This window comes from Streptomyces sp. GS7 (assembly GCF_009834125.1).
In the GTDB taxonomy this organism is placed as follows: Bacteria; Actinomycetota; Actinomycetes; order Streptomycetales; family Streptomycetaceae; genus Streptomyces.
Window position 1 is genome coordinate 2,690,009 of record NZ_CP047146.1, and the last position, 25,852, is coordinate 2,715,860.

The 25,852-nt window shown below is 72.7% G+C and carries 21 protein-coding genes and 1 tRNA gene; 12 read left to right on the plus strand and 10 right to left on the minus strand.

From position 1 onward, the window contains the following. The first annotated feature begins 144 nt into the window (after positions 1-144). Complete coding sequence (locus GR130_RS11595; RefSeq protein ID WP_159504647.1) at positions 145-1,827, plus strand: ABC-F family ATP-binding cassette domain-containing protein; 1,683 nt, start codon at positions 145-147, stop codon at positions 1,825-1,827. Here the strand turns inward: GR130_RS11595 and GR130_RS11600 are convergent. Next, positions 1,824-2,270 carry an NUDIX hydrolase gene (locus GR130_RS11600; protein ID WP_236572981.1) on the minus strand — a complete coding sequence of 149 codons (447 nt, stop codon included), beginning with the start codon at positions 2,268-2,270 and terminating at the stop codon, positions 1,824-1,826. The two genes, GR130_RS11595 and GR130_RS11600, sit on opposite strands and share 4 nt — an antisense overlap. A gap of 20 nt (positions 2,271-2,290) precedes the next feature. Beyond that, the gene (locus GR130_RS11605) at positions 2,291-2,965 is read right to left on the minus strand and encodes an HAD family hydrolase (protein WP_236572982.1); all 675 of its coding nucleotides are present in this window, start codon (positions 2,963-2,965) and stop codon (positions 2,291-2,293) included. Positions 2,966-3,134: 169 nt separating this feature from the next. On the opposite strand from GR130_RS11605, the gene GR130_RS11610 reads away from it, so the two are divergent. Further along, entirely contained in the window at positions 3,135-4,382 is a 1,248-nt protein-coding gene (locus GR130_RS11610; RefSeq protein WP_159504649.1) for an alkene reductase, read from the plus strand. A gap of 185 nt (positions 4,383-4,567) precedes the next feature. Here GR130_RS11610 and GR130_RS11615 read toward each other — a convergent pair whose 3' ends face one another. Further along, entirely contained in the window at positions 4,568-7,657 is a 3,090-nt protein-coding gene (locus GR130_RS11615) for an AfsR/SARP family transcriptional regulator (protein ID WP_159504650.1), read from the minus strand. Between the two features lie 184 nt (positions 7,658-7,841). On the opposite strand from GR130_RS11615, the gene GR130_RS11620 reads away from it, so the two are divergent. Beyond that, positions 7,842-10,301 (plus strand): ATP-binding protein, encoded by a 2,460-nt coding sequence (locus GR130_RS11620; protein WP_236572983.1) that lies wholly within the window; start codon positions 7,842-7,844, stop codon positions 10,299-10,301. On the opposite strand, the gene GR130_RS11625 is transcribed toward GR130_RS11620, so the two are convergent. The 3 genes from GR130_RS11625 to GR130_RS11635 all read right to left on the minus strand — a co-directional run bounded on the left by GR130_RS11625 (position 10,272) and on the right by GR130_RS11635 (position 12,387). After that, positions 10,272-10,730, minus strand: coding sequence for a hypothetical protein (locus GR130_RS11625; protein ID WP_159504651.1), 459 nt, complete (start codon positions 10,728-10,730; stop codon positions 10,272-10,274). The two genes, GR130_RS11620 and GR130_RS11625, sit on opposite strands and share 30 nt — an antisense overlap. Beyond that, a complete protein-coding gene (locus GR130_RS11630; protein ID WP_328707552.1) occupies positions 10,711-11,958 on the minus strand; it encodes a hypothetical protein in 1,248 nt (415 codons plus the stop codon). The genes GR130_RS11625 and GR130_RS11630 overlap by 20 nt, the downstream gene beginning before the upstream one ends. Before the next feature lie 341 nt (positions 11,959-12,299). Further along, positions 12,300-12,387, minus strand: a tRNA-Leu gene (locus GR130_RS11635). Between the two features lie 382 nt (positions 12,388-12,769). On the opposite strand from GR130_RS11635, the gene GR130_RS11640 reads away from it, so the two are divergent. From GR130_RS11640 to GR130_RS41545, 3 genes are all read left to right on the plus strand, one after another. Next, on the plus strand, positions 12,770-14,095 hold the full coding sequence (locus tag GR130_RS11640; RefSeq protein ID WP_159504652.1) for a M20/M25/M40 family metallo-hydrolase: 1,326 nt from the start codon (positions 12,770-12,772) through the stop codon (positions 14,093-14,095). 190 nt (positions 14,096-14,285) lie between these two features. Next, positions 14,286-14,519 (plus strand): chaplin ChpH, encoded by a 234-nt coding sequence (chpH, locus tag GR130_RS11645; protein ID WP_159504653.1) that lies wholly within the window; start codon positions 14,286-14,288, stop codon positions 14,517-14,519. A gap of 177 nt (positions 14,520-14,696) precedes the next feature. Beyond that, positions 14,697-15,515 carry a chaplin gene (locus tag GR130_RS41545; RefSeq protein ID WP_159504654.1) on the plus strand — a complete coding sequence of 273 codons (819 nt, stop codon included), beginning with the start codon at positions 14,697-14,699 and terminating at the stop codon, positions 15,513-15,515. 86 nt (positions 15,516-15,601) lie between these two features. Here GR130_RS41545 and GR130_RS11655 read toward each other — a convergent pair whose 3' ends face one another. After that, the gene (locus GR130_RS11655) at positions 15,602-15,790 is read right to left on the minus strand and encodes a DUF5703 family protein (protein ID WP_014059547.1); all 189 of its coding nucleotides are present in this window, start codon (positions 15,788-15,790) and stop codon (positions 15,602-15,604) included. A gap of 47 nt (positions 15,791-15,837) precedes the next feature. Here GR130_RS11655 and GR130_RS11660 point away from each other — a divergent pair, with 47 nt between their 5' ends. Continuing rightward, positions 15,838-16,521, plus strand: coding sequence for a hypothetical protein (locus tag GR130_RS11660; RefSeq protein WP_159504655.1), 684 nt, complete (start codon positions 15,838-15,840; stop codon positions 16,519-16,521). A gap of 107 nt (positions 16,522-16,628) precedes the next feature. Here GR130_RS11660 and GR130_RS11665 read toward each other — a convergent pair whose 3' ends face one another. After that, positions 16,629-19,094, minus strand: coding sequence for a helix-hairpin-helix domain-containing protein (locus GR130_RS11665; RefSeq protein WP_159504656.1), 2,466 nt, complete (start codon positions 19,092-19,094; stop codon positions 16,629-16,631). Further along, the gene (locus GR130_RS11670; RefSeq protein ID WP_159504657.1) at positions 19,091-20,074 is read right to left on the minus strand and encodes an aldo/keto reductase; all 984 of its coding nucleotides are present in this window, start codon (positions 20,072-20,074) and stop codon (positions 19,091-19,093) included. The genes GR130_RS11665 and GR130_RS11670 overlap by 4 nt, the downstream gene beginning before the upstream one ends. Before the next feature lie 139 nt (positions 20,075-20,213). Here GR130_RS11670 and GR130_RS11675 point away from each other — a divergent pair, with 139 nt between their 5' ends. Together GR130_RS11675 and GR130_RS11680 are read left to right on the plus strand one after the other, a co-directional pair. Beyond that, entirely contained in the window at positions 20,214-21,269 is a 1,056-nt protein-coding gene (locus GR130_RS11675; protein ID WP_159504658.1) for an LLM class F420-dependent oxidoreductase, read from the plus strand. A 254-nt stretch (positions 21,270-21,523) separates the two neighbouring features. Next, positions 21,524-22,312 (plus strand): ferritin-like domain-containing protein, encoded by a 789-nt coding sequence (locus tag GR130_RS11680; protein ID WP_159504659.1) that lies wholly within the window; start codon positions 21,524-21,526, stop codon positions 22,310-22,312. A gap of 30 nt (positions 22,313-22,342) precedes the next feature. Here the strand turns inward: GR130_RS11680 and corA are convergent, their stop codons facing one another. Beyond that, positions 22,343-23,344, minus strand: a complete 1,002-nt coding sequence (gene corA / locus GR130_RS11685) for a magnesium/cobalt transporter CorA (protein WP_159504660.1) — start codon at positions 23,342-23,344, stop codon at positions 22,343-22,345. Between the two features lie 59 nt (positions 23,345-23,403). Between corA and GR130_RS11690 the strand changes: the two genes are divergently transcribed. The 3 genes from GR130_RS11690 to GR130_RS11700 all read left to right on the plus strand — a co-directional run bounded on the left by GR130_RS11690 (position 23,404) and on the right by GR130_RS11700 (position 25,726). Next, positions 23,404-24,117: a histidine phosphatase family protein gene (locus GR130_RS11690; RefSeq protein WP_159504661.1), complete on the plus strand. Its 714-nt coding sequence runs from the start codon at positions 23,404-23,406 to the stop codon at positions 24,115-24,117. A 128-nt stretch (positions 24,118-24,245) separates the two neighbouring features. Then, positions 24,246-24,836 carry a DUF3090 domain-containing protein gene (locus tag GR130_RS11695; protein WP_159504662.1) on the plus strand — a complete coding sequence of 197 codons (591 nt, stop codon included), beginning with the start codon at positions 24,246-24,248 and terminating at the stop codon, positions 24,834-24,836. Further along, a complete protein-coding gene (locus tag GR130_RS11700) occupies positions 24,800-25,726 on the plus strand; it encodes an SCO1664 family protein (RefSeq protein WP_201304862.1) in 927 nt (308 codons plus the stop codon). Before GR130_RS11695 ends, GR130_RS11700 begins: the two co-directional genes overlap by 37 nt. Positions 25,727-25,852: the final 126 nt, after the last annotated feature.

Here is a 25,852-nt window from a genome sequence, read left to right on the forward strand (position 1 = left end):
CGGTGATTCGCTCCGCGATCCCCGCCCCGCGTGGCCCGTCCGCGACCTCGGCGTACGCACGGCGTACCCCGGCTCCCTGACGTTCCCCCGCGGTGTCTCCCTGCGCAGTTCCCCACCCCTCCGCGCACCTCCCAGGAGACCCGCATGCCAAAGCCCCCCGCTTACTCCTCCGCCGCGACGTCCATCGTCTGCACCGGCCTCGACTTCGCCTGGCCCGACGGCACCCCCGTCCTCACGGACTTCCACCTCGCCGTCGGCCCCGGCCGTACGGGCCTGATCGGCCTCAACGGATCGGGGAAGTCCACCCTGTTGAAGCTGATCGCCGGCGAACTGACCCCCACCGCGGGCGGCGTCCGGGCCGTCGGCGAGGTCGGCTACCTCCCGCAGCACGCCCCGCTCGACACCCGCCTCCGCGTCGACCAGGCCCTCGGTATCGACAGGGTCCGCGCCGCGCTGCACGCCATCGAGGCCGGTGACGCGAGCGAGGAGCACTTCGACGCCGTCGGCGACGACTGGGACGTGGAGGAACGCGCCCACGCCACCCTCGACCAGCTCGGCCTGTCCGGGATCGGCCTCGACCGCACCATCGGCGAGGTCTCCGGCGGCGAGTCGGTCCTGCTCCGGCTGGCCGCCCTGCTCCTTGCCCGCCCGGACGTGCTGCTCCTCGACGAGCCCACCAACAACCTCGACCACACCGCGCGCCGCCGCCTCCACGACGCGGTCGCCGCCTGGTCCGGAGTCCTCCTCGTGGTCAGCCACGACCGCGAACTCCTCGAACGCGTCGACCGGATCGCCGACCTCCGGGTGACGAGAGGGGCGGCGCGCAGCGCCTCGGCCGAGGGTGGTGGTGGGCGACGGGTGGGCATCCACTGGTACGGCGGCAACTTCACCGCGTACGAAGCGGCCCTGGCCGCCGAACAGGAGGCGGCCGAGCGGATGGTGCGGGTCGCCGAGGCCGACGTCGCCCGCCAGAAGCGCGAACTGGCCGACGCCCACGTCAAGTTGGCCCGCCGGGTCCGCTACGGCAACAAGATGTCCGCCCAGAAGCGCGAACCCAAGATCGTCATGAACGCACGCAAGCGCGAGGCCCAGGTCGCCGCAGGCAAGCACCGCATCATGCACACCGAGCGCCTCAAGGAGGCCAGAGAACGCCTGGACGACGCCGCCGAGGCGGTCCGCGACGACGACGAGATCCGCGTCGACCTCCCGCACACCGCGGTCCCGCCGGGCCGCGACGTCCTCACCCTCCGCGGCCTGCACACCCGTTACGGCACCCGCGCCGACCTGGAGGTCCGCGGTCCCGAGCGCATCGCCCTGACGGGCCGCAACGGCTCCGGCAAGACCACCCTGCTGCGCACCCTCACCGGCGAACTCCCGCCCGCCGAAGGCACCGCGGAGGTCCACGTCCCGCACCGCTTCCTCCCGCAGCACCTCGACGAGGTACTCGACAACGACCTCACCGTCGTCGAGAACGTCGCCCGCTACGCCCCGGACGCCACCGACAACCGCATCCGCGCCCGCCTCGCCCGCTTCCTGTTCAAGGGCGCCCGCGCCGACCAGCAGACCGGCACCCTCTCCGGCGGCGAACGCTTCCGGGCCTCACTCGCGGCCCTGATGCTCGCCGAACCGTCCCCCCAGCTCCTCCTCCTCGACGAACCGACCAACAACCTCGACATGTCCTCCGTCCGCCGCCTCGTCACCGCCCTCCACTCCTACGAGGGCGCCCTCCTCGTCGTCAGCCACGACCCCCGCTTCCTGCACGAGCTGTCGCCCACCCGCTGGCTGACCGTCGACTCCGGCCACCTCACCGACACCGCACCGCTCTAGGACACATCCGCCGGGGGAGAGTCCGCGCGCATCGCACCGAACAGCCGCAGGCTCTCCCCGCACTGCGAATGCAGCGGCTCCGGCAGCGCGTCCGGGCCGAACCACCCCACCGCGTCGAACTTCTCCGGCTCCCCGATCCGCACCGCCTCCGCCGCCACCTCCACCGCGAACACCACCGCCACCCAGTGCGAGGTCACCGGATCCCCGCGCAGCACGTTCCGCACGCCGATCCGCTCGATCCCCAGAGGCCGCACCCCGTACTCCTCGTACACCTCACGGCCCACCGCGGCCTCGAAGGTCTCCCCGAACTCCAGCGCCCCGGCGCCGCAGTCCCAGGTGCCGGGCTCGTCCCGGGCCCCGGCGCTCCGCCGCGCCAGCAGCACCCGGCCGCCCCTGTCATGGCACACGAAGACGCACGACACCTTGGGCGTCCCACCCGTCACGGCAACTCCTCCCGCCCCGCTCAAAAGTGCCTCAGCAACTCGGCGAACTTCTCCAGCCGCAGCACCCTCGCGACCGCCGGATCCAGCTCCCCGTGCTCCAGCACCCACGTGTGGACATGCGGAATGAACACCGCGTTGAGCCCCGCCGAACGCGCCGGCAAGATATCCGACTTGGGCGAGTTCCCGATCATCCAGGTCTCCTCCGGCACCAGCCCGTGCTCCCGCGTCACCTCCTCGTACGCGGCCACGTTCTTCTCCGGCACGATGTGCACCGCCCGGAAGTGCCCGGCCAGCCCCGACGCCGCCACCTTCCGCTGCTGCTCCTCGGTGTCCCCCTTGGTCAGCAGCAGCAGCTCGTGCCGCCGCGCCAGCTCCGCCAGCGTCTCGGGCACCCCCGCGATCAACTCCATCCGGCCCCCGGTGAAGGCCGCCTCCCACTCGGCGATCCGCCCCAACTCCCCGTCCGTGGCGGCCCGTCCCCGCACCCGGGCCACGCACTCCCCGAGACTCCGCAGGAACACCTTGCTCCCGTAGCCCTGTGTCACGGCGTTCGCCGCCTCGATCCCGTCCAGTACGGCCCGCACCCCGCGCCGGTCCAGCCCCGGCCCGGCCAGCCACTCCGTGAACTCGTCGATGACCCGCTCGAAGATCACGTTGTTCTCCCACAACGTGTCATCCGCATCGAAGATCAGCACCGCTACGCCCCTCCCGCCTTCCGCCGACCCGGGCACCCTACGCAGCCACCCCGCCGACCCGCACCGGAAAATCCGCGCCGCCGCCCGGCCCGCACCGGTCACCTTCCGGCTCTCCGCGCCGTCGACTCCGCGGAGCGACAACAGACAACGCCCAGGACGAGGAACCCCCATGACCACCCCCAGCACGCCCGCACCCCTCCCCACCCCCCACCGCCAGCCGCTGCTCCGCCCCGTGGACCTCGGCGGCCTGCGCCTGCCCAACCGGGTCGTCATGGCCCCCCTCACCCGCGCCCGCGCCGCCCGCGACGGGCTGCTGCCCACGCCGATGCACGCGGACTACTACGGCCGGCGGGCCAGTGCGGGGCTGATCATCACGGAGGCGACCTGGGTCAGCAGGCAGGCGATCGGCTTCACCGGCGTCCCCGGGATCTACAGCGCGGAGCAGGTGACCGCCTGGCGGCGGGTCACCGACACCGTGCACGCCCTCGGCGGCCGGATCGTGCTCCAGCTCTGGCACACCGGCGCCGCCTCGCACCCCGACCACCTCGGCGGCCGGCAGCCCGCGGGACCGTCGCCGGTCAACCCCCGGACGCGGTCCTTCACGCCCACCGGATTCCAGGAGACCGTCACGCCCCGCGCGATGACCCCGGCCGAGATCGCCGGCACCGTCGCCGACTACCGCGCCGCCGCACACCACGCCCGCCGCGCGGGCTTCGACGGCGTCGAGATCGCGGCCCTCGGCACGTTCCTGATCGCGCAGTTCCTCAACCCCCGGCTCAACCACCGCACCGACGCCTACGGAGGCGACCGCACCCGCCGCCGGCGACTGCTGCTGGAGATCGTCGACGCGGTCGCCGCACCCTGGGACGGCCGGAGCGTGGGAGTCCGCCTGGGCCCGTACCTGGACGGGGGCGACCTCTTCCGGCCCGACGCCGCCACCCTCGCCGACCACGACGACCTCGTGACCGCGCTGAACGACCACCCCGTGGCCTATCTGCACCTCCGCGGACCCGACCGCCCGGCCCCGGACACCCGCCCCGACACCGCGGCGATCGACCGCTACCGCCACCGCTTCCACGGCCCGCTGATCGCGAACAACGGATTCGACCGCGAGTCCGCGAACGCCGCCATCGAGGCCGGAACCGCCGACGCCGTCTCCTTCGGCACCCACTTCATCGCCAACCCCGACCTGGTCGCCCGCTTCGCCCTGGACCGCGAACCGGCCGCCGGTGACCCCACCACCTACTACGGCGGCGGAGCCCGCGGCTATGTCGACTACCCGGTCAGCTCCTGGCAGGACGGGCTCGGGCGACAGCTCCGGGAAACAGCGGAAGGCCGGACCCCGCTCGGGCCGGCCGCGCACCCCGGCGCGTCAGCCGCGGGCCACCTCACAGGGGGTGGTGGGGCAGACGGCTGACGCGGGGCGTCGTGCGGCGAGAAGGCTACGCGACGGTGCCGCTTGGGCTGTTCGTCGTGGGGGCCGAACTCCCGTAGAGGGCGGAGGGGATGCAGGCGAGGAGCACGACGAGTGCCGCTCCAAAGAGTGTTTTCTTGATCATGGCTGTAGTAGAACGCTTGACCTGGTGATGCTCCAAATTGACTTCAAGTCAGTGAACGATTGTGGTATGTCCCGCCGTTGTGTGCCCGGATCCTCGCCAGCGCATCGAGGCTCTTCCTCTTCTCCTCCGGGTCGTGGACCTCGCTGGCGAGGGTCACCGCCGCTTCGAGGTGTGCGAGCCCCGAGCGGAGGTTGCCCAGACCGGCCTCGGCGACGCCCAGGCAACGCATCGCCTGGGCCTGTTCGTGCGCCGCTCCGATGGTGCTGGCCAGGTCCAGTGCGCCGCGGTGGTGGACGACGGCCTCGTTGCTGCGTCCGGCGGCCTGGAAGGCTTCCCCGATACCGTTCAGGGCCAGGCACTCGTTCCTCCGGTCGCCCAGTTGCCGGAAGGAGAACAGCGCTTGGCGGTAGAGGTCCAGCGCCTTGTCCAGGTCGCCCGGGACCTCGAAGGCGGAGGCGAGGGTCAGTTGGATGACCGCCTGGTCCGAGCGGCTTCCGCCGGCCATGCTGATGTCCAGGGACCGCTGCAGCGTACGGAGGGCCGAGTCGCGGTCGCCCAGGGCCAGATGGAGGTCGGACAGGTTGTTCAGGGCCCGCGACTCCTCCTGGGAATCGCCCACCTCACGGAACCCCTTGAGGGCGTCCTCGAAGCACACCTTGGACGAGGCGTGCTGGCCGAGGAACAAGTGGGTGATCCCGAGGTTGTTCTGCGAGCGCGCGATCTGGAACCGGTCACCGAGGGCCCTGCGCAGCTCCAACACCGTGTGCTGCATGTCGAGTGCCGCTTCGAACTGCCCCCGATGCCAGTGGATCACTCCGAGCAGATGGATCGCCTCGACCTCCGCCGTGGTGTCTCCCGCGCCGCGGGCCAACGCCATGGCCTGGTGCGCGCGTTCGACGGCCTCCGGATACCGCCCGGAGTGAGCCAGTGTGGAGCCCAGGTCGATCAGCGCACGTGCCTCCGGCCGGGATTCGCCGGATGTCCGCCAGTACTCGACGGCGTGCCGGTGCATGCGCTCCGCTTCGGCCCAGTAGCCCTCGCTGTCGAGGAACCCCGCCAGTGCGTGGGCGAGCCGGGCGGCCGTGCGCGGGCGGCCATGGGTACGCGCATGGTGCTCGGCGGTGAACAGGGCGGTGCGCTCGGCCGCCAGCCAGCTCTTGGCCTCCTGGGCGCCGGACCAGGGAGGGATCGGGAACGGATCCGCGGCGTGCCGGATGCCGAGGCGATGGCGACGGGGGTAGATGAGCCGGTCGGCCCGGTCCGCCGCGTGGAGGTAGAAGTCGACGAGTCGGGCGACGCAGCGGTCGCGCTGGTCCGAGGTGTCCTCGGCGCGGGCGAGCGTGAGCGCGTACTCGCCGAGCAGGTCGTGGAAGCGGAACCGGTCCGGCGCCGGTTCCTGCAGGAGGTGCGAGTCGAGCAGCGCTTCCAGGACGCGTTCGGATGCGTGCGGTGGCAGTCCGGTGAGTGCGGTGGCGGCGTGGAGGCCGAACTCCTGGCCGAGATGGAGGCTGAGCGAGCGGAAGGCCGACTGCTGCTCGACGGTGAGCGCAACGTAGGACATCTCGAAGGTCCGGGCGATCTCCTCGTAGGAGTCGCGGAACTCACCGAGCCTGCCTTCTCCGCGCGACAGCCGCTGGATCAGGTGAGCGGTCGTCCACGACGGCCGGGAGGCCAGGCGTCCGGCGGCCAGTTCGAGGGCGAGCGGAAGCTGCCCGCACAGCCGCACGATCGTCGCGACATCGTGAGGGTCGCCGGCGCGCTCCGCTCCGACCAGCCGGACGAACAGCTCGGTCGCGTCGTCGACGGGGAGCACGTCGAGGACGATGGAGCGGATGCCGGGCAGTCCGGCGAGCCGGCGGCGGCTGGTGATGATGATCAGCGAGGGCGAACTGCCCGGCAGCAGCGGGCGGAGCTGTTCGGGGCCGGCGGCGTCGTCCAGAATGATCAGGGCGCGGCGGGTGCTCAGCATGGTGCGCCACAGCGAGCTGAGCTCCTCCAACTCCTGCGGGATGCCGGAGGCCGGCACGCCCAGGATGCGCAGCAGCGCGGTGAGCGCCGCCTCAGGGGCGAGCGGTGCCGCGCCGGGCGAGTGCGCCCGCAGGTCGAGCATCAGTTGGGCGTCGGGGAACCGCTTGCCGAGTCGGTGGGCCGCATGCAGGGCCAGCAGGGACTTGCCGACGCCCCCCATCCCGCTGATCGCCTGCAACGCGATCACACCCCCCTCGGACGAGGGCAGGTGAAGGAGCCCCATCTCGGCCTCGCGGCCGACGAGTTCGGCGTGACTGGGGAGGTTGTTGGGCACCGGCCGGGCAGCCACCGGCCGCTTTCCGGTGAAGAGGCCGTCGACGGGCGTCCGGCGCAGAATGAGCCGGTGGAGGCGTGCCAGGCCCTCACCCGGGTCCGTGCCCAGCTCGGTACGGAGCCGGCGCCGGGCGGCCTCGTAGGCGCGCAGCGCATCGGCCTGACGTCCGCAACCGTAACTGGCCACCATCAGATGGCCGACGAGGGTCTCGTCGGTCGGGTGCCGCTCGACCAGGATGGTCAGTTCGGCGACGAGTTCGGCGAAGTGCCCCCTGCGCATCTCGATGTCGATGCGGTTCAGGGTCGCCGCGAGGTGCTGCTCGCCGAGCGCCGCCCGGGTGTTCTCCACCCACCAGCCCGTCAGCCCGGCGAGCGCCTCCCCCCGCCAGGTCGCGTCCGCCTCCTTCAACAGGGCCAGCGCCCGCTCGTCGTCGCCGCTGTCCGTCAGCGCCCGGGCCTGGCCGGCGAGGTGCTGGTAGCGGTGGTAGTCGACGCGTTCCGGCTCCACGTCGAGCGTGTAGGTGTGCGTGTGCTGTACGAGGTGGTCCTGACCGTCCGGACCGCGCAGCCTTCGGCGGATCCGGGCGGCGTAGGCATGGAGACTGACGCGCGGCTTGGCCGGCGGGTTGTCGTCCCACAAGCGGTGGATGAGCGCGTCCAGCGTGACCGGCTGACCCGCGTCGATCGCCAGGGCGGCGAGGACCAGCCGTTCCTTCGCCGAGCCGAGCGGGTCACGGTGCCCGTCCGATCGCAGTTCCACCGAGCCCAGAATGAGGATGTCGAAGTCCACCAGCGCCCCCCAATCGCCGGTCGCTCCCCGCTCGCTGTGCACCAAAGAATGACACGGCGTCACCTGAGCCGCCAGGCCGCCTCATGCGTCGGCGGGCAATCGTCCCGGCGCTCCGCCTCGTGCACGGACCGGCCTAAATCGAACGCGATACGGGTACGCCTCACCTGACCGAGTGAGTGGGCGAGACCCGGCGCTCCGCCGCGCGGACGGGAGGAAGGCGGCCGACGTGGACCCGGTGACCGTTCAGGAGCTGTTCTCCGCTCTGACCGCTGCCGCCGGGGATCGGACATGGCAGGAACTGGCCGGGCTGGTCCACGCGTCGGGGCCGCGCCCCGCGCCCGCGGACCCCGTACCGGACGGCCCCGGCGCGCTGTCCCGCTTGGTCGCGGTGGCGCGGGCGGCCCCCGGCGACCCCGACCGCATCCACGCTCTCGCCCAGCGCCTGGCGGAGGAATCCTGGTCCCGTCCACCGCTCGCTCGGGATCTTCGAGCGTGGCTTGCGCGGACCGGAGCGTCCGTATCCTTCGACGCCGTGAACACCATCGGCGGATCCGCGCGGCTCACCGGACCCACCCTGCAATCACGTGAGGTGCACGGCGGGGTCCACTTCCATCAGGTCACCGCGCCGCCCGCGCCGGGCCGATTACCCGTCCCTCGTCAACTCCTGCCCGGACCACCGCACTTCACCGGCCGTGAAGGCGACCTCACGGCACTGGACGCGTTGTTGACGGAGAAGCGCCGGGCCGGCACCGGCACCCCGCTCGTCGTGGTGGTGAGCGGCTCCGCGGGAATCGGGAAGACCGCGCTGACCTCCCGGTGGCTGGGCGGCCTCAGCGAGGCCGGCGCGTTCCCCGACGGGCAGTTGTACGTGGACCTCCGCGGACACTCGCAGGACCGCCCCGCGCGGCCCGGCGAAGTGCTGGGCCAGTTCCTGCGCGCCTACGGGATCGACCGGATCCCGGCCGAGCTGGCCGAACAAGCGGCGCTGTGGCGCTCCGCCACCGCTGGACTCCGGGTCGCCGTCATGCTGGACAACGCGCTGAGCGCCGCCCAGGTGCGTCCCCTGCTCACCGGCGCGGCCGGCAGCCTGGTCGTGGTCACCAGCCGGCGGCGGCTGACCAGCCTCGGCGTCGACGGCGCCGCCTTCCACCAGCTCGGCCTGCTGGCAGGTCCCTCCGCCGTGGAACTGCTGGCCCGAAGGATCGGCGCCCACCGGGTCGACAGGGAACGGGCCGAGGCCCGCGAAGTGGCGGCCCTGTGCGCCGGATTGCCGCTCGCCCTGTGCCTGGCCGGCGCTCGGCTGGCCGCCCGTCCCCAGCAGTCCCTGGCGGCGATGGCCGGGGTCCTCGGCGAGGACGGAGGAGCCCTGGCGGCGCTGCGCGCCGAAGGAGAACGGGCGGTGCGCACCGTACTGGACGAGTCCTACCGGTCCCTGCCTCCCGATGCCGCTCGGGCTTATCGATGCCTGGGGCCGGCGCCGGTCGGCACGTTCGACAAGGGCGTCGCCGCGGTTGCCTGCGGACTCACGCCCGCCGAAATCGGGCCGCTCCTCGACGAGTTGATCGAGACCAACCTCGTCGAGGACCTGCCGCCGGACCGCATCGACGGCGCCGAGCGGTTCCGCCTGCACGACCTGGTCCGCGCGCACGCGAACGAGACCGCCGCCCGCCAGGACGCGCCGGGCGACCGGCAGGCCGTCGTACGCCGGATCACCGACCTCTACCTGGCCAGGGCGACGGCAGCCGAGGCGCTGCTCACCCCGAGCCACCGCAGACTCCGCCGTACGTACGCGTACGAACCGACGCCGTCGCCCGTGTTCGTCGACGACGGCGCGGCGTTGGACTGGCTGGACTCCGAACGCTCGCACCTCATGGCCATGGTGCGCATCGCGGCGGAGGCGGGCTGGCACGCGACCGCCTGGCAACTGGTCGACGGGATGTTCCCCCTGTTCCTGCGGCTGCGGCCGTACGACCTGTGGATCGAGGCACACGAGATCGGGCTGGCCGCGGCACGCCGGGACGGTGACCGCGAGGGCGAGAGCCGGATGCTCACCTCGGGCGGGGTCGGGCTTCGGGGAGCCGGACACCACGACACCGCCGCGGAGTGGTTCGCCCAGGCACTCCGCGGCGCACAACAGGACGGTGACCGCCGCGCGCAGGCCCAGGCGCTGCACGGACTGGGCCAGTCGCACCTGCTCGCCGGCCGATGGGAGTCCGCGGCCTCCCACCTCACCCGCGCACTCGCCCTGCGCGAGGAGATCGGCCAGCACCGCGGAGCCGCGCTCACCCGCCTCTCCCTCGGCGATCTGGCACTGGCCGAGGGCCGCCCCGCAGCGGCGATCGACCCGCTGACCCGCGCACGCGAGGAACTCCTCGCCCTGCGCGACCCCTACGACGCGGCGCGGGCGCTCGCCCTGCTCGGCCGTGCCCACGCCCGGGCATCCGGTGACCACGACCGCGCCGCGGAACTGCTCGACCAGGCACTCGGCGAGTTCACCACGACCGGTTCGGTCCACTGGCAGGCCCGGGTATGGGAGTTTCTCGGGCAGACCGCCGAGGAACGCGGAGACGCCTCCCGGGCCAGGGACTGCTATCAGCAGTCCCTGGCCCTCTACGAGCCCGTCAGCGAGCGCGACGCCCGGCGACTGCGGGCCCGATTACCCGCCCCCGGCACGGATCCCGGTTGACGAGGCCGTGAACCGGTACGTCCTTCCCGCGCACACGAACACCGCGGACGCCAGCATCTCCAGCGGCAGCAACGCCACCACCCACATGTGGAGCAGCGAAGCGAGCGGCACGGGGTCCCACCCGCGAGCCGTCCGGCCGTCGCCGACCGCCGTCACGGCGCGGACGCCGGTCCGGGCGACCGCGACGCACCGCGAACCGCCGGCACGCAGCAGCACGAACAGAGCGCCCGGGTAGCGGCGCAGCAGCCACCTCGCCCGCTCGGCGCCCCCACTTCCGTACAGCACATCGGCGCACTGCCGCGCCGTCTCGTCGGCACAGGTGTCCAGATCGACCCCGAGGCAGTCGTGGCTCGGGACGATCACCGCGGTGCGGCAGCCGACGAGCAGCAGACCGCTTGCCGGGCCTGCCTCACCCCTCACCGCGAGCACGCCCGCACCCCCTGTGACCTTTGTGATGACGGCCGTTGCCCCTCCGGTGCAGCGCGCGCCCACCCCGCGCTCCGACGAGTGGGCCCGGTGGCGGCAGCACTTCGGTGACCGGGTCGTACGCGGGCTGGCCGATGCCGAGGAGCCGGTACATGAGCCGCCGCATGTTCCGGTTGAAACGGCCCGGTTCCGAGGAGATGCGTGCGGCGATCCGCGCGTACTCCTGCGCCGGGTACTCGGCGGCCGCGTAGGCGAGTTGCTCCGTGAGGGGATGCGCCGGCGACAGCGCGGGGGCGGCGAGCGCCAGCGAGGCTCCGGGCGATTCCGGGTTGACGTCGCGCTCGGGGAACCTGGCGAGCAGGATCGCGGCCCTGGTCATCGTGGCGTACAGCGTGACCGAACCGTGGTCACCGATCACGCAGTCCGACGCGATCAGCGGCGGACGCCAGTCCACCTCCTGCGGAAGCACCGTGATGCCGAAGCGCCGGCACGCCGCCAGCCAGGCCCGCACCTGCCAGCCGCCGTGCCCCGCCCAGACGTTCGGGTGCACCAGAATCGCCGTGCGGTAGAGGTGGCGCGGCAGCTCGGCCACCAGCCGGGGGAGCAGCGCATCGAGCCGGTTGAAGGACGAGCCCGGCCCCCAGGTCGAGGTGATGAGCACCAGCTTCTGGCCGGCCCGCAGCCCAAGGGCGTTGCGGTACCGCTCCCGAAGCGACAGGCTTGCCGCGATCCGGTCGTAGCAGGCATCGCCCACCACCTCCGCGACCGGCAGGGCTTCGGGACAGGAACGCTCCAGTTGCGTCAGCTCGTCACGGTGCGCCAGCCCGAACGCCTTCGGCACGACCTTGCCGTCCCACATCAGATACTTGCGCCCCAGGCCGCCCACGCTCCGCGCACTCCCCGGCAGGTCGTCCGCCACACGGGACAGCTTCGTGTGTCCGGCGCCGTGCGGCAGGCGGATCAGCGGCGCGCGCACCCGCTCGGTTCCCTGGGAGCCGGCGGCCAGCGCGAGATCGAACTCGGTGCGCACCGCTTCCTCCCAGGGCAGCACGGTCGCCCCAAGAGACCTCAGCAGCCGGTCCGCTCCGCTGTTGAACGCGTGCGGGGCGAGGGTGAACGCCACCTGCACCCGCAGATCGGATTCCAGCAGCGGCAGCAGATCGCACAGCCGCTTCCCGTACACCTCGGTGTGAACGATGAAAAGGATCTTCTTGCACCCGGGCAGTGTCAACCACTGGCCGGGGTCCCTCCGCAAGGCCCCCGTGGGCCCGATGACGGTAGACATGTTCCCCCAGTCGTCATGTTCGGGTCTGTCCACCGTGGCGTGCCCCGCGCGCCGGACGAAAGGCTTGCCAGGGGCTGGACGAATCCTTGCAGTGCACGTCGGGGCCTACGTGCCGGAGGAGGACGGAGCGGGCGACCGCCGTGATCGGCACCACACCGGGGGCCGGCGGTCACACGGGGTCCCCGGCCGGGTCCGGAGAACCACCGAGCGAGGGGAACCCGCCACGGAGAAGTCATGGAAACGACAAAAGACCCCAGAACGGAAGATCTGGGGTCCTGATTGCCTTGTGGTGTCCGAGGGGGGACTTGAACCCCCACGCCCGATAAAGGGCACTAGCACCTCAAGCTAGCGCGTCTGCCATTCCGCCACCCGGACCAGGTGTCTGTCGTTTCGGCTCCGGGCCGTTCCGACGAGGAAAACAATAGCAAACGTTCAGGGGTGGTCGATCACCCGCGGGTTCGGGCGGCCGCGGGGCTGTGACCAGGGCATGTCGGGAGTATTGCGGCCTTGGGCGGAGCCGGTGCGGGGTGGAGGATGGCGGTGGACCCCCGCCGCGGCGGGCGCCCCCGGGCGCCCCGCGGCCGTGAACCAAGAGGAGGCAGTGTGAGCGAGCTCCGCGAGCGAACCATGGGAAGGTGCGAGCCCCGCGAATGCGGGTCCGAGCGAAGCGAGGTTTCAGCATGAGCGAGCTCCGCGAGCGAACCATGGAGAGGTGCGAGCCCCGCGAATGCGGGTCCGAGCGAAGCGAGGTTCCGGCATGAGCGAGGCGCAGCCGTCCCGTACGGTCACCGGCGAGGACGAGGTGGTCGACCTGTGCCGGGATCTGATCAGGTTCGACACCAGCAACTACGGCGACCACTCGGGACCGGGGGAGCGCGCCGCCGCCGAGTACGTCGCGGAGAAGCTCGCCGAGGTCGGTCTGGAGCCGCAGATCTTCGAGTCCCACAAGGGGCGCGCCTCGACCGTCGCGCGCATCGAGGGCGAGGACCGCTCGCGCCCCGCCCTGCTGATCCACGGGCACACCGACGTCGTACCGGCCAACGCGGAGGACTGGACCCACCACCCGTTCTCCGGGGAGATCGCCGACGGCTGCGTCTGGGGCCGCGGTGCGGTCGACATGAAGGACATGGACGCGATGACGCTGGCGGTCGTGCGCGACCGGCTGCGTACGGGGCGCAAGCCGCCGCGGGACATCGTGCTGGCGTTCCTGGCGGACGAGGAGGCGGGAGGTACGTACGGCGCGCGGTACCTCGTCGACCACCACCCCGATCTCTTCGAGGGCGTGACCGAGGCGATCAGCGAGGTCGGCGGGTTCTCCCTCACCGTCAACGAGAACCTCCGGCTGTATCTGGTGGAGACGGCCCAGAAGGGCATGCACTGGATGAAGCTGACCGTGGCCGGATCGGCCGGGCACGGCTCGATGATCCACCGGGACAACGCCATCACCGAACTGTCCGAGGCCGTCGGGCGGTTGGGGCGGCACGAGTTCCCGGTGCGGGTGACTAAGACGCTGCGGGCCTTCCTCGACGAGCTGGGGGACGCGCTGGGCACCGAACTCGACCCGGAGAACATGGACGAGACGCTGGCCAAGCTCGGCGGTATGGCCAAGCTGATCGGCGCCTCGATGCGGAACACCGCCAACCCGACGCAGCTGGGCGCCGGTTACAAGGTCAACGTGATCCCGGGGCAGGCCACCGCGCATGTCGACGGGCGCTTCCTGCCGGGCTACGAGGAGGAGTTCCTGGCCGACCTGGACCGGATTCTGGGGCCGCGGGTCCAGCGCGAGGACGTGCACGCGGACAAGGCGCTGGAGACCACCTTCGACGGTGCGCTGGTGGACGCGATGCAGTCGGCGCTGCAGGCCGAGGACCCGATCGCGCGCGCGGTGCCGTACATGCTCTCCGCGGGCACGGACGCCAAGTCCTTCGACGACCTCGGGATCCGCGGGTTCGGGTTCGCGCCGCTGAAGCTGCCGCCGGAGCTGGACTTCGCGGGGATGTTCCACGGTGTCGACGAGCGTGTGCCGGTGGACGGGCTGAAGTTCGGTGTGCGGGTGCTGGACCGGTTCATCGAGCAGAGCTGAGACGTTCGTTGGCCGGTGCTCACGAAAACCGAGGCTCGCACGAGCTGAACTCCGCGCGAAATTCCTGCCGTTCGCGCCGACTTCGCTGAAACGGGTGAATGCCGCGATGTGTTGGTAGCTTCAACGGCCTGGACCTCGTTGGAGGGATTGCGATCCGCGGCTGGGATCGCATTGTCTACAAGGAGGAACCATGATCAAGAAGATCGTCGCTGCTGCGACCGTCGCCGGTGGTCTCGTCATCGCCGGCGCCGGTCTGGCAGTTGCCGACTCGGGTGCCCAGGGCGCGGCTGTGAACTCGCCCGGCGTCCTGTCCGGCAACGCGGTCCAGGCACCGGTGCACGTTCCGGTGAACGTCTGTGGCAACACGATCTCCGTGATTGGCCTGCTGAACCCGGCCTTCGGCAACCACTGCTGCGACAACTGACGTTGTCGACGGTGCATCCGGCCCGATAAGGGCCTGGCCCAGCCGGCTCCGGAATGCCTGCGAGCATTCCGGAGCCTCTGGGTATTTCGGTGCGCGGGTGGACTTCTCCACGGTGGTCACGTACCGGGACCGTCATCCGCGCGCATTCCCGTAGGGCACAAGGCAGGAGAACAATCAATGAGACAGGTCGCGAGAAAGGGCCTGATCACCATGGCCGCCGCGGGCGGAGTGCTCGCCATGGCCACGGGGTACGCACAAGCGGACTCCGGGGCAGCGGGGGTCGCGGCGAACTCGCCCGGTGTCGGATCCGGCAACGTGGTCCAGGCGCCGGTGGACGTACCGGTGAACGTCTGCGGCAACAGCGTCAATGTGGTGGGAGCGCTCAACCCGGCATTCGGCAACGACTGCGCCAACGGGTCCGGCGGGCACCACGGCCACGGCCACGGCAAGCACCGGCGCCCGACCGGCGGGCACGACGCCAACGCCCATGGCGGGGCCTCGAATTCGCCCGGTGTCGCGTCCGGCAACGTGGTCCAGGCGCCGGTGGACGTACCGGTCAACGTCTGTGGCAACAGCGTCGACGTGGTCGGCGTGGCGAACCCGGCCGTCGGCAACGACTGCGGCAACGCCTCGCCGGCGGGACCCGGCACCCCGCACCGGCCCGGCCATCCGCCGGCTCCGGGTCCGGGCACGCCGCACAGCCCCGGCCAGCCGCACCACCCCGGCACCCCGGGCCAACCGCACCACCCGGGGGGCGCGCACGGGTCGCGACCGGGCACCCCGCAGGGCCCCGGCGGAGCGCACTCCCCGCACGCCCCGGGGGTGGGATCGCAGCATGCGACCGCACCGCACGCCCGAGGGGTGACGCCGATCGCGCGCGGGGAGCAGCTCGCGCAGACCGGTGCCGGGGTGCTCGGCTACGCGGTTCCGGCCAGTGCCGGGCTGCTGCTCGGAGGCGCGGTGCTCTACCGCCGGGCGCGTACCGTCCGTAGCTGATCAGCAGCGCTCCGTACGCGGGCGCGAGGGAGCGGGCCCCGTCCTTCGGGGCCCGCTCTGCTGTCCGTACGCCGCTTCGGCGGCTCTCACCACGTGGCGCGGAGCTGGCGGATGATCCTGCGGCGCAGCCGCACCCGGCGGCTGCCGTCGGGATTGAGGCGCAGGCGGTCCAACTCCCAGTGTCCGTACTCGGCATGGTCGGTCAGGAGGCGTGTGGTGGCCTTGCGGGAGACCCCCCGAGGCACATACACATCGCAGAATTCGTATTCCGGCATCGCATCTATTGTGCGGGACCGGCCCCGGTACGGATAGCGTCTGCACTATGTCTGATGCTGCGCAGCCTTCCGCTGCCGAGGTACGTGCCGCCGCTGAGGCGGTCAAAGCCGCGCTGGACCGTCACCTCGACGCGGTCGAACGCCGCTCGGGGCAGGACGATCCCGCCGTCTATGCCGCGTTCGACGAGCTCGCCGCGGCGGCTGAGGTCTATGACGAGCTGCTTTACGACACCTACGACGAGGTCACCCCCTTCGAGATCCCCGGGAGCGACACCCTGCCCGCCTATGCGGGGCCCGAGGAGCCGAGTGCGCTGAGCGTGCTCATCCGGCGCGACTACACGGTCGCCAAGCCGCAGCGTCTGCTGCATCAGGCACAGCGGATCGCCGATCTCGATCCGGACGCCGCGGATGACGCGACGGGCCACTCCCCTGATGCCGCCGCGGTGGTCGGGAGCAGTGTGCACGCGGCGCTCGGGGTGCTCTTCGGCGAGTTCGAACCGGACGAGATCGCCTCCCGGCACAAGGAGTTCGGCCTGGAGGAGGGCGACTCCACCCTGTGGGTGGCGGCCGTCGACGAGCCGGCCGAGCCGGGCGAGTGGCTCGCCGCGCCGTTCGACCAGGCGGATCCGCAGCGGGTGGTGTGCCGCTTCGACATCAGCTCGGTCTTCGACGAGGAGCTGGGCGTCGACGACGAGGACGATCTGCTGGAGCCGGTCGACAAGGAGCGCTGACCGGGAGCGCTGATCTGGAGCGGTGACCGGGAGCGGTGACGGGGCCGGGGCGGCAGGCAGCTGCCTGCCGCCCCGGCCCCGCACCCGTCCGCCCGGGGCGGCGGGGCTCAGCCCGCCGCCTGCTCCGCGTCCGCCTGCGCACCGCTCTGCATCTGCAGCAGCGTCCGCAGCCGGGTGGTGCGCTCCTTGACCGGGATCTCGGCGACCGCGCGGGGCAGCGCCTGGTCGGCGCCCTGGACCACCGACAGATGCCGCTCACCGCGGCTGAAGGCGGTATAGACCCAGGCGCGGGTCAGTCCGCCGGCCGCGTCTCCGGGGATCACCACGACGACGGCGGGCCAGCGCATGCCGGCTGCCTGGTGGCCGGTGAGCGCCCAGCCGTGCCGTACGGCGCCGGAGCCGACCTGCTCGCGCGGTACGACGACGGTGTTGCCGGCGCAGTCGAGGCGGAGGCCGTCGGCGTCCGCGCCGGTGACCGTGCCGGGGAGCGTACGGCCGGGGGCCGGGGCGTAGGCCACGCGGTCGCCGGGGTCGAAGCCGCCGAACCGTCCGGGTCCGGGGTTGAGCCGCTCCTTGAGCGCGGCATTCAGGGCGCGGGTGCCGGCCGCGCCGCCGTGGCCGACCGTGATGACCTGCGTCTGGTCGGCGGGGACACCGAGCGCCCGGGGCACGGAGTCGGCGACGAGCTGGACCGCGCGGTGCACCGCCTCGTCCGCCGCGCGCACCGGGACGATCACCACCTCCTTGCCGGGGGCCTCGACCTCGTTGAGTTCGCCGATGCCGATACCGGACACCAGCTCGCCGATCGGGCCGAAGTCCGGGGTGCGGGAGGTGACTTGGGGGCAGAACCGGGACAGCAGCAGGTCGTGGAAGAGCCGCCCGGGGCCGGCGGACCACAGGAGGCCGGGGTCGCCGCTGAGCACCAGGCGGGTCCCGTCGGCCAGCGACTCGACGAGCAGCGCGGCGGTCTCCAGGTCGAGCTGCGGGGCGTCCAGCACGACCAGCAGATCGAGCGCCAGCGCACCGTCCGCGTCCCGGCCGGGGCCCTGCCGGCCGGACAGCAGACCGGAGACGGTCACCGCCGCGGCGGCCGGGTCGCCGTCGGCGCCGGCGGGGCGGGTCTCGGCGAGGTCCCCGGCGAGCCGCCGGCGGCCGTTCTCCGTGTGGGTGGCGCCGAAGGCCCGCAGCCCGAGGGAGCGGGCCGCGGCGATCAGCGCGGTGGGCTCCGCGCGGGCCGCCTCACCGCCGGTGTGCGCGACCAGGCCGCTGTGCGCGGCGGCCCGGATGAGCTCCGCCGCGGAGGGGGAGGCGGCGGCGTCCGCGGCGGCTTCCCAGGCGGCGGGGGAGCGACGGACGGGGATGGCGACCGCGGCGTCCTCGGCGCTCCCGCCTGTCTCGTCGGACTCGGCGTCGGCGTCCGAGGTGTCCGAGACATCTGAGATATCCGAAGTGTCCGAGAAATTCGGGGAGTTCGGGGCGGTCGCTGCGGCGTCCACCGCTGCCGTTTCAGCCCTTTCAGCCGCTTCGGCCGCTTCAGCCGGTTCCGAGTCCGCTGCCGCCGGTTCTTCGCCGGCCGGTGCCGGTTCGTCCACCGTCGCCGACTGGTCCGCCGACGCCGGCTCGTCCACCTGCTCGGACCCGTCCACCGCCTCGAAGGTGTTCAGCAGCCGGGCCAGGCCGTCCGCGACGCTCTCCTCGGCCATCGCGAAGCGGTCGAGGCCGAGCAGGACCCGCACCGGCTGGTCTTCGTCGTCGTCCGCCGCGGGCCGGGGCCGGCCCGGGGTGTCGAGGGCGTCCTGGAAGACCAGCACCGCGCCGTCCGCGATGGCGGTCTGGAGGGCGTCGTCGGGGTCCGGTACGGAGCGTTGCGCGAGGGCCGTGCGGAGGGCGGATGCCTCCAGGGCGGAGTGGCCGGCGACCGCGGCCTGCTCCAGCAGCCAGCCGATCAGCGCCTGGGCGCGCCGCTCGTCGCCCGGTCCGCAGGCGGGGCCGAGCAGCGCCCGCGCGAAGCCGTCGGCCTGTTCCGGGCGCACTCCCGGCACCGCGAGCAGCTGCCAGGGGTCGGCCGCGAGTGCTTCGGCGGCCCGCTCGCCGAGCGCTTCGGCGGCCTGTTCCGCGAGCGTCTCGGGGGCGCCGCCCGCCGCGAGCACCTGCCGCACGCCCGCGACGCCGGGCGCCGGGGCGAGGGCGGGGCGGGCCGTGGCGCCGTCGCCGGGAGGCGTACCGGCGACGCCGTCCGCCTCGGGCGTGCGCGCCGGGCCGGCCGGCCGCTCCGGGGTGCGCTGCCGTGCGACCTCCGGGGCGGGACCCGCGAGGCCGGCCGGTCCGCCGTCGCCCGCACCCTGCGGTGCCGGGCGCGCGGCGGGCTTGGCGGCCCGCGGGGCGTCGTTGAAGAACGACGCGGCCGAGCGCTCCCCGCTCTCCACGGCCCGTACCGCAGCCGCCAGCGCCGCCGCGGTCGTGGCGGCGGGCGGCGCGGCGGCGGATCCGGACCGCGATCCGCTGCCCGCCTCGCCGCCGGGAGCGGCCTCCTGCTCGGGCGTGTTGTCGCCGGCGGGGCGGTCGGTACTCACAGCGTGCTCCAGTTGTGGTCGGGATAGTGGTGCACCGGAGCCGATACATCGTCCAGCGCCCGGCGGATCTCGTCAGGAAGACTAAGGGCCTCCACTGACAACGACGCTCTGAGCTGCGGCGCCGTGCGCGCGCCGAGGATCGGTGCGGTCACCCCGGGGCGGTCGCGGAGCCAGGAGAGCGCGACCTGGAGGGGGGTGACGGCGAGGCCGTCGGCGGCGGTGCTGACCGCTTCGACGACCCGGCTCGCGGCCTCGTCCAGATAGGGCGCGACGAACGGGGCGAGACGTTCCGACGCGCCGCGGGAGTCGGCCGGGGTCGCGTGCCGGTACTTGCCCGTGAGGACGCCGCGGCCCAGAGGGGAGGAGGGGAGCAGGCCGATCCCCAAGTCCTGGGCGGCGGGCAGGACTTCGCGTTCGACGCCGCGCTGGAGGAGGGAGTATTCGAGCTGTGCGCCGGCCAGGGGGTTCCGTACGCCGGGGGCGGCGAGCTGCCAGGTGGCGGCCTTGGCGAGCTGCCAGCCGGAGAAGTTCGCCAGGCCGACATAGCGCGCCCGGCCGGTGGCGACGGCGAGATCGAGCGCCTGGAGTGTCTCCTCCAGCGGTGTGTCCGGGTCGAAGGCGTGCAGCTGCCACAGGTCGACGTAGTCGGTGCCCAGTCGCTCCAGGGAGGCGTCGAGGGCGGCGAGGAGATGGCGGCGGGAGCCGTCGACCCGGCGGTCGGCCGCGAGGACGCTGCCGGCCTTGGTCGCGATCACCAGGTCCTGGCGCGGAACCAGTCCTTCCAGCAGGCGGCCGAGGAGGTATTCGGCGCCGCCGTCGGCGTAGATGTCGGCGGTGTCGACCAGGGTCCCGCCGGCCTCCCAGAACGCCTTGAGCTGGTCGGCGGCTTCCTGCTCGTCCGTGTCGCGTGCCCAGGTCAGGGTGCCGAGCCCCAGGCGGGACACGCGAAGGCCGGTACGGCCGAGGTGCCTTTGCTCCATGGGCCCTGAGATTACGCGCCGCATGCCGCGATCAGGGGACCTGTGGACAACCGGTCGGACGGCCTGCCGGTGACGCCTGCCGCACTCGCGCGCTAGAGTCCCCGCAACAGCGACGTTACTGATGGGTAAGGGGAGCGGCATGAGGCTTGGCATCAACCTCGGCTACTGGGGCGCCGGGATGGACTCCGACAATCTCGCGGTGGCCCAGGAGGCCGATCGCCTCGGCTACGCGGTGTGCTGGGCGGCCGAGGCGTACGGCTCGGACGCCGCCACGGTGCTCTCCTGGGTGGCCGCGCAGACCGAGCGCATCGACGTCGGCTCGGCGATCTTCCAGATCCCGGCCCGTACGCCCACGATGACCGCGATGACCGCGGCCACCCTGGACTCGCTCTCCGGCGGCCGGTTCCGGCTGGGCCTGGGCGTCTCGGGGCCGCAGGTCTCCGAGGGCTGGTACGGCGTGAAGTTCGACAAGCCGCTGGCGCGCACCCGGGAGTACGTGGAGATCGTCCGCAAGGCGATGACCCGCGAGCGGCTGTCCTACGAGGGCGAGCACTGGACGCTGCCGCTGCCCGGCGGCCCCGGCAAGCCGCTCAAGCTCACCGTGCACCCGGAGCGCGAGCACATCCCGCTCTACATCGCGGCGATCGGCCCGAAGAACCTGCGGCAGACCGGCGAGATCGCCGACGGCGCGCTGCTCATCTTCCCCTCCGCCGACCACCTGGAGGAGACCGCCATCTCCCACATCCGGGCGGGGCGGGAAGCGGCCGGCAAGACCATGGAGGGGTTCGACGTCTGCCCGACGCTGCCGCTCGCGCTGGGCGAGGACAAGGACGTCAGCGCGCTGGCGGACGCGTTCCGCCCGTACACCGCGCTGTACGTCGGCGGCATGGGCAGCCGCAAGCAGAACTTCTACAACCAGCTGGCGCAGCGGATGGGCTACGAGAAGGAGGCCGCCGAGATCCAGGACAAGTACCTGTCCGGGGACAAGGACGGCGCCGCCGCAGCGATCCCGGAGCGGCTGATCGACCAGACCTCGCTGCTCGGCTCCGTCGAGCGGATCGCGGAGCGGATGCAGGCGTACGCCGCGGCCGGGGTGACCACGCTGACGCTGGCGCCGGCCGGCTTCACGCTGGACGAGCGGGTGGCGTCCCTGCGGGCGGGCGTCGAGGCGCTGGAGCGGGCCGGGCTGGCGTAACGGCCGGGGAACGGGGGCGGCCCGGTGCCTGGGTGCCGGGCCGCCGCGGAGCGCTGCGGCCGTGGTGGGGGCTCGGGGGTCTTCCCCGCCACGGCCGTCACGGAACACAACGCGGCGACGGCCGGGCGGGTTACGCGCGCCGCACGGGGGCGCGTCAGGCGACCGGGCGCGGCGCCCGGTGCCCCCGGTTGCCGGTGGCGGACCACCGTATTTGACTGTCCCTTCACGGGCGTGTCCGTTCGGAGGTGACGCTGATGTTCTCGGCCAGGAGCCTGTTCCGGGAGATCGTCGACAACGACGACTCCTACCGCCTCTTCTGCTCCATCGCGGCCAGCGGTGAGGCCCAGGGAGGCTGGGAGAACGGCCGGATCGCCGCCCTGCTCCCCGCCTCGCAGCGGGAACTCGCGCCCAAGGTCGCCCGGCACGGCGCCGACGAGGACAAGCACGGCCGGATCTTCCGGGCCCTGCTCCGCAAGCGAGGTCTGACGCCCACCGACGTCCCCGCGGCCACCGACTACACGATGCTGCTGGAGCGGCAGGGCATCGGACTGGCGCACGCCACGCTGCGCCGCGACGAGGCGCTGACCGAGCGGGACGTCATCACCTACCTCGCGCACAGCCGGGTCACCGAGCAGCGCGCGGCCGAGCAGATGCTGATGCTGCGGAAGTACTTCGGCGACCACCCCGAGGTGGGCAGGGCGGTCCGGATGATCTGCCAGGACGAGGAGAACCACCTCGCCTACTGCCACGAGGAGCTGCTGCGGCTGGCCCGCGCCGGGCACGGGCGGACCATCCAGCGCATCCTCCGGGAGTGCGCGCTGGTCGAGATCGCCGTCCACCGGGACGTCAGCCTGGCCGTGATGGCGCACATGGGCCGCATCCTGAAGTGGCCGAGGGCCAAGTCGGCGGTGCTGGCCGCCGGGATCATGGCGCTCTACGGCTACGAGCGGCTCGGCGGCTGGCGCCGGATGGTCAGTCTGCGGATGCCCGAGCGGCGCAACGCGCTGGGCGGTCCCGCCGCCTCCGCACCGGAGTTCGCCTGAGCCCGCTCGGGCCGGCCGCCCGCGTGCCCCTCACAGCCAGCCGCGCCGTTTGAACAGCCGGAACAGCGACACCTCGATGAGGGCCATCACCACCAGGATCGCCGGATAGCCCAGGTGCCACCTCAGCTCCGGCATGTCGGAGAAGTTCATGCCGTAGATCCCGGCGATCAGGGTGGGGACGGCCGCCAGCGCGGCCCAGGCCGAGATCTTGCGCATGTCGTCGTTCTGCCGGACGCCCATCTGCGCCAGGTGGGCGGCGAGGATGTCGGACAGCAGCCGGTCCAGGCCCTCCACCGACTCGTTGGCGCGGGCGAGATGGTCGCCCACGTCCCGGAAGAAGGGGCGGGCATGGTCGTGCACGAAGGGCACACCCGGGCTCTGGAGGCGGTGCATCGGATCGGTCAACGGGACGGTGGCGCGGCGGAATTCGAGGACCTCGCGCTTGAACGCGTAGATCTCGGCGGCGGTGTTCCGGGTGTTCTGGCTGCTCCGGCGGATCGGGGCGAACACCTCCGCCTCCAACTCCTCCAGATCCACCTGGAGTTCGCCGGCGACCTCGATGTAGTGGTCGACGACCGCGTCGCTGACCGCGTACAGCACCGCACCGGGGCCGTGCCGGAGGATCTCCGGGTGGTGCTCCAGCCGCTGCCGCACCGCCGTCAGCGGACTGGCCGTACCGTGCCGGACGGTCACCACGAACGCGTCGCCGACGAAGACCATCAGCTCCGAAGAGGTCACGGTGTCGGCCGTGACGTCGTAGGTGATCGGCTTCAGCACCACGAACACCGAGTCGTCGTAGACCTCCAGCTTGGGCCGCTGGTGTGCCTTGAGCGCGTCCTCCACGGCCAGCGGGTGCAGCCCGAACTGGCTGCGGACGCGGTCGAACTCGTCCTGCGTCGGCTCGTGTATGCCCAGCCACAGGAAGGAGTGGCCGTCGGCCCGCGCCTCGTCCAGAGCGTGGGAGAAGTCGGCCGCGCACTCATGGCGGCGGCCCTCCCGGTAGATGGCGCAGTCCACGATCACATCTGGCATTCTCACCCGGCACCCGGCCGCCTGCCACGGAAGCCGGTACGGAACGTAGGCTGGCGGCCATGCCCACGCTGATCCTGGTGCGGCACGGCCGCTCCACCGCCAACACCTCCGGCGTGCTCGCCGGCCGGACGCCCGGCGTCGCCCTCGACGAGCGGGGCGCCGCCCAGGCTGCCGCGCTGCCCGCCCGGCTGGCCCGGATCCCGCTGGCCGTCGCCGTCTCCAGCCCGCTCCAGCGCTGCCGGGAGACGCTGGGCCCGCTGCTCGACGCCCGCCCCGGGCTGCGCCTGGAGACCGACGACCGGATCAACGAGTGCGACTACGGCGACTGGTCGGGGCGCAAGCTGGCCGAACTGGGCGACGAGCCCCTCATGGAGATCGTCCAGCAGCACCCGTCCGCGGCCGCCTTCCCCGGCGGCGAGTCGATGCGGGAGATGCAGGCCCGCGCGGTGGCGGCGGTACGGGACTGGAACGCGCGGGTCGAGGAGACGCACGGCGCCGAGGCGGTCTACCTCATGTGCTCGCACGGTGACATCATCAAATCCCTGGTCGCCGACGCCCTCGGCATGCATCTCGACCTCTTCCAGCGGATCTCCGTCGAGCCGTGCTCGGTCACCGCGATCCGCTACACCCGGCTGCGCCCCTATCTCGTACGGCTCGGCGACACCGGGGACTTCGGTTCGCTGGCGCCGCGCGACAACGACGCGGCCGACGCCGGCGGCGGCGCCGCGAGCGAGCGGGACGGGGCCGTCGGTGGCGGTGCGGGAGCAGCGTGATCCACCGGCGCAGTAGGGTGGTGCGACGGCGCTGCCCGCGACGCCCCTGTGATCCGCGCAGTACCCCTTCCGGGACACAGCGACCGCAGCGACCGCACTGACCCGCAGTCGAGAATCGGAGCAGGACGTTGTCCCGTCAGGTGTTCTTCTACGACGCGCCGGACCGGTTCGTGGCCGGAACGGTCGGGCTGCCTGGCCGCCGTAGCTTCTTCCTCCAGGCCACCGCGGCCGGCCGCACCACCAGCGTCGCTCTGGAGAAGACCCAGGTGGCGGCCCTCGCGGAGCGGATCGACGAGCTGCTGGACGAGGTGGTGCGGCGCAGCGGCGGCAATGCCCCGGTGCCCGCCGTCTCGCCCGCCGAGATGGCCGACACCGCCCCGCTGGAGACCCCGGTCGAGGAGGAGTTCCGGGTCGGCACCATGGCGCTGGCCTGGGACGGCGAGGACCAGCGCATGATCGTCGAGGCGCAGGCGCTGGTCGAGCTGGACGCCGACAGCGACGAGGACCTGGCCGACGCCGAGGAGCGGCTGCTCCAGGACGACGAGAACGGCCCGCCGATGCTCCGGGTGCGGCTCACCGGTTCCATGGCCAGGGCGTTCGCCAAGCGCGCGCTGGAGGTCGTCAACGCCGGCCGCCCGCCGTGCCCGCTGTGCAGCCTGCCGCTCGACCCGGAGGGACACGTATGCCCGCGCCAGAACGGATACCGACGGGACGCCTGAGCGCCATGGAGCACACCGCCGAACCGGCCGGCCCGCTGCCCGGTCCCGCCGACCCGCAGGACCCGGCGGCGCCCGCGGCGGAGCGCACCGGAAGCCTGCCGGGCGCCTTTCTGGCGGAGGGCGAGCTGACCGTGCGCGGCCGGATCCAGGAGGCGTCCAACGCCGTCCTGTACTGCACGGTCGAGCGCGACGGCCGCAGCGCCGCCTGCGTGTACAAGCCGGTCGCCGGCGAGCGCCCGCTGTGGGACTTCCCGGACGGCACCCTCGCCCAGCGCGAGGTCGCCGCGTACGAGATCTCCCGGGCGTGCGGCTGGGACCTCATCCCGACGACGGTGCTGCGGGACGGCCCGTTCGGGACCGGGATGGTGCAGGAGTGGATAGCGCCGCCCGGCGACGCGGACGAGGTGCCCGAGCTGCTCGCGCTGGTCGCCGACGAGGAGCCGGCGCCGGGCTGGAAGGCGGTCGGCCGCGCGGAGATCGGCGAGGGCCGCACCGCGCTGCTGGTGCACGCCGACCACCCGCGGCTGCGCCGGCTGGCGGTGCTGGACGCGGTCATCAACAACGGTGACCGCAAGGGCGGGCATCTGCTGCCCGGCGCCGGCGGCGAGTTCTTCGCCATCGATCACGGTGTGACGTTCAACTCGGCGGACAAACTGCGCACGCTGCTGTGGGGCTGGGCCGGGGAGCCGCTGACCGAGGAGGCGCTGGCCGTGCTGCGCGGCCTGAAAGAGTCGCTGGCGGACTCCGGGCCGCTCACCGCCCGACTGGCCGAACTGATCACGGACGACGAGATCGCCGCGCTGCGGGCCCGGATCGACGGGCTGCTGCGCAGCGGACGGCACCCGGAACCGAGCGGGGAGTGGCCCGCGATCCCCTGGCCGCCGGTCTGAGCGGCGGACGCCGGGCATCCGGGCCCGCGGGCGGCAACACCCGCCTGTCCCTTGCACGTCCGGCCGCGGAACGCAAGACCGCCTTTCCGGCCAGAGACCCGGTCCGGTTCGTATGCGGAACGTGCG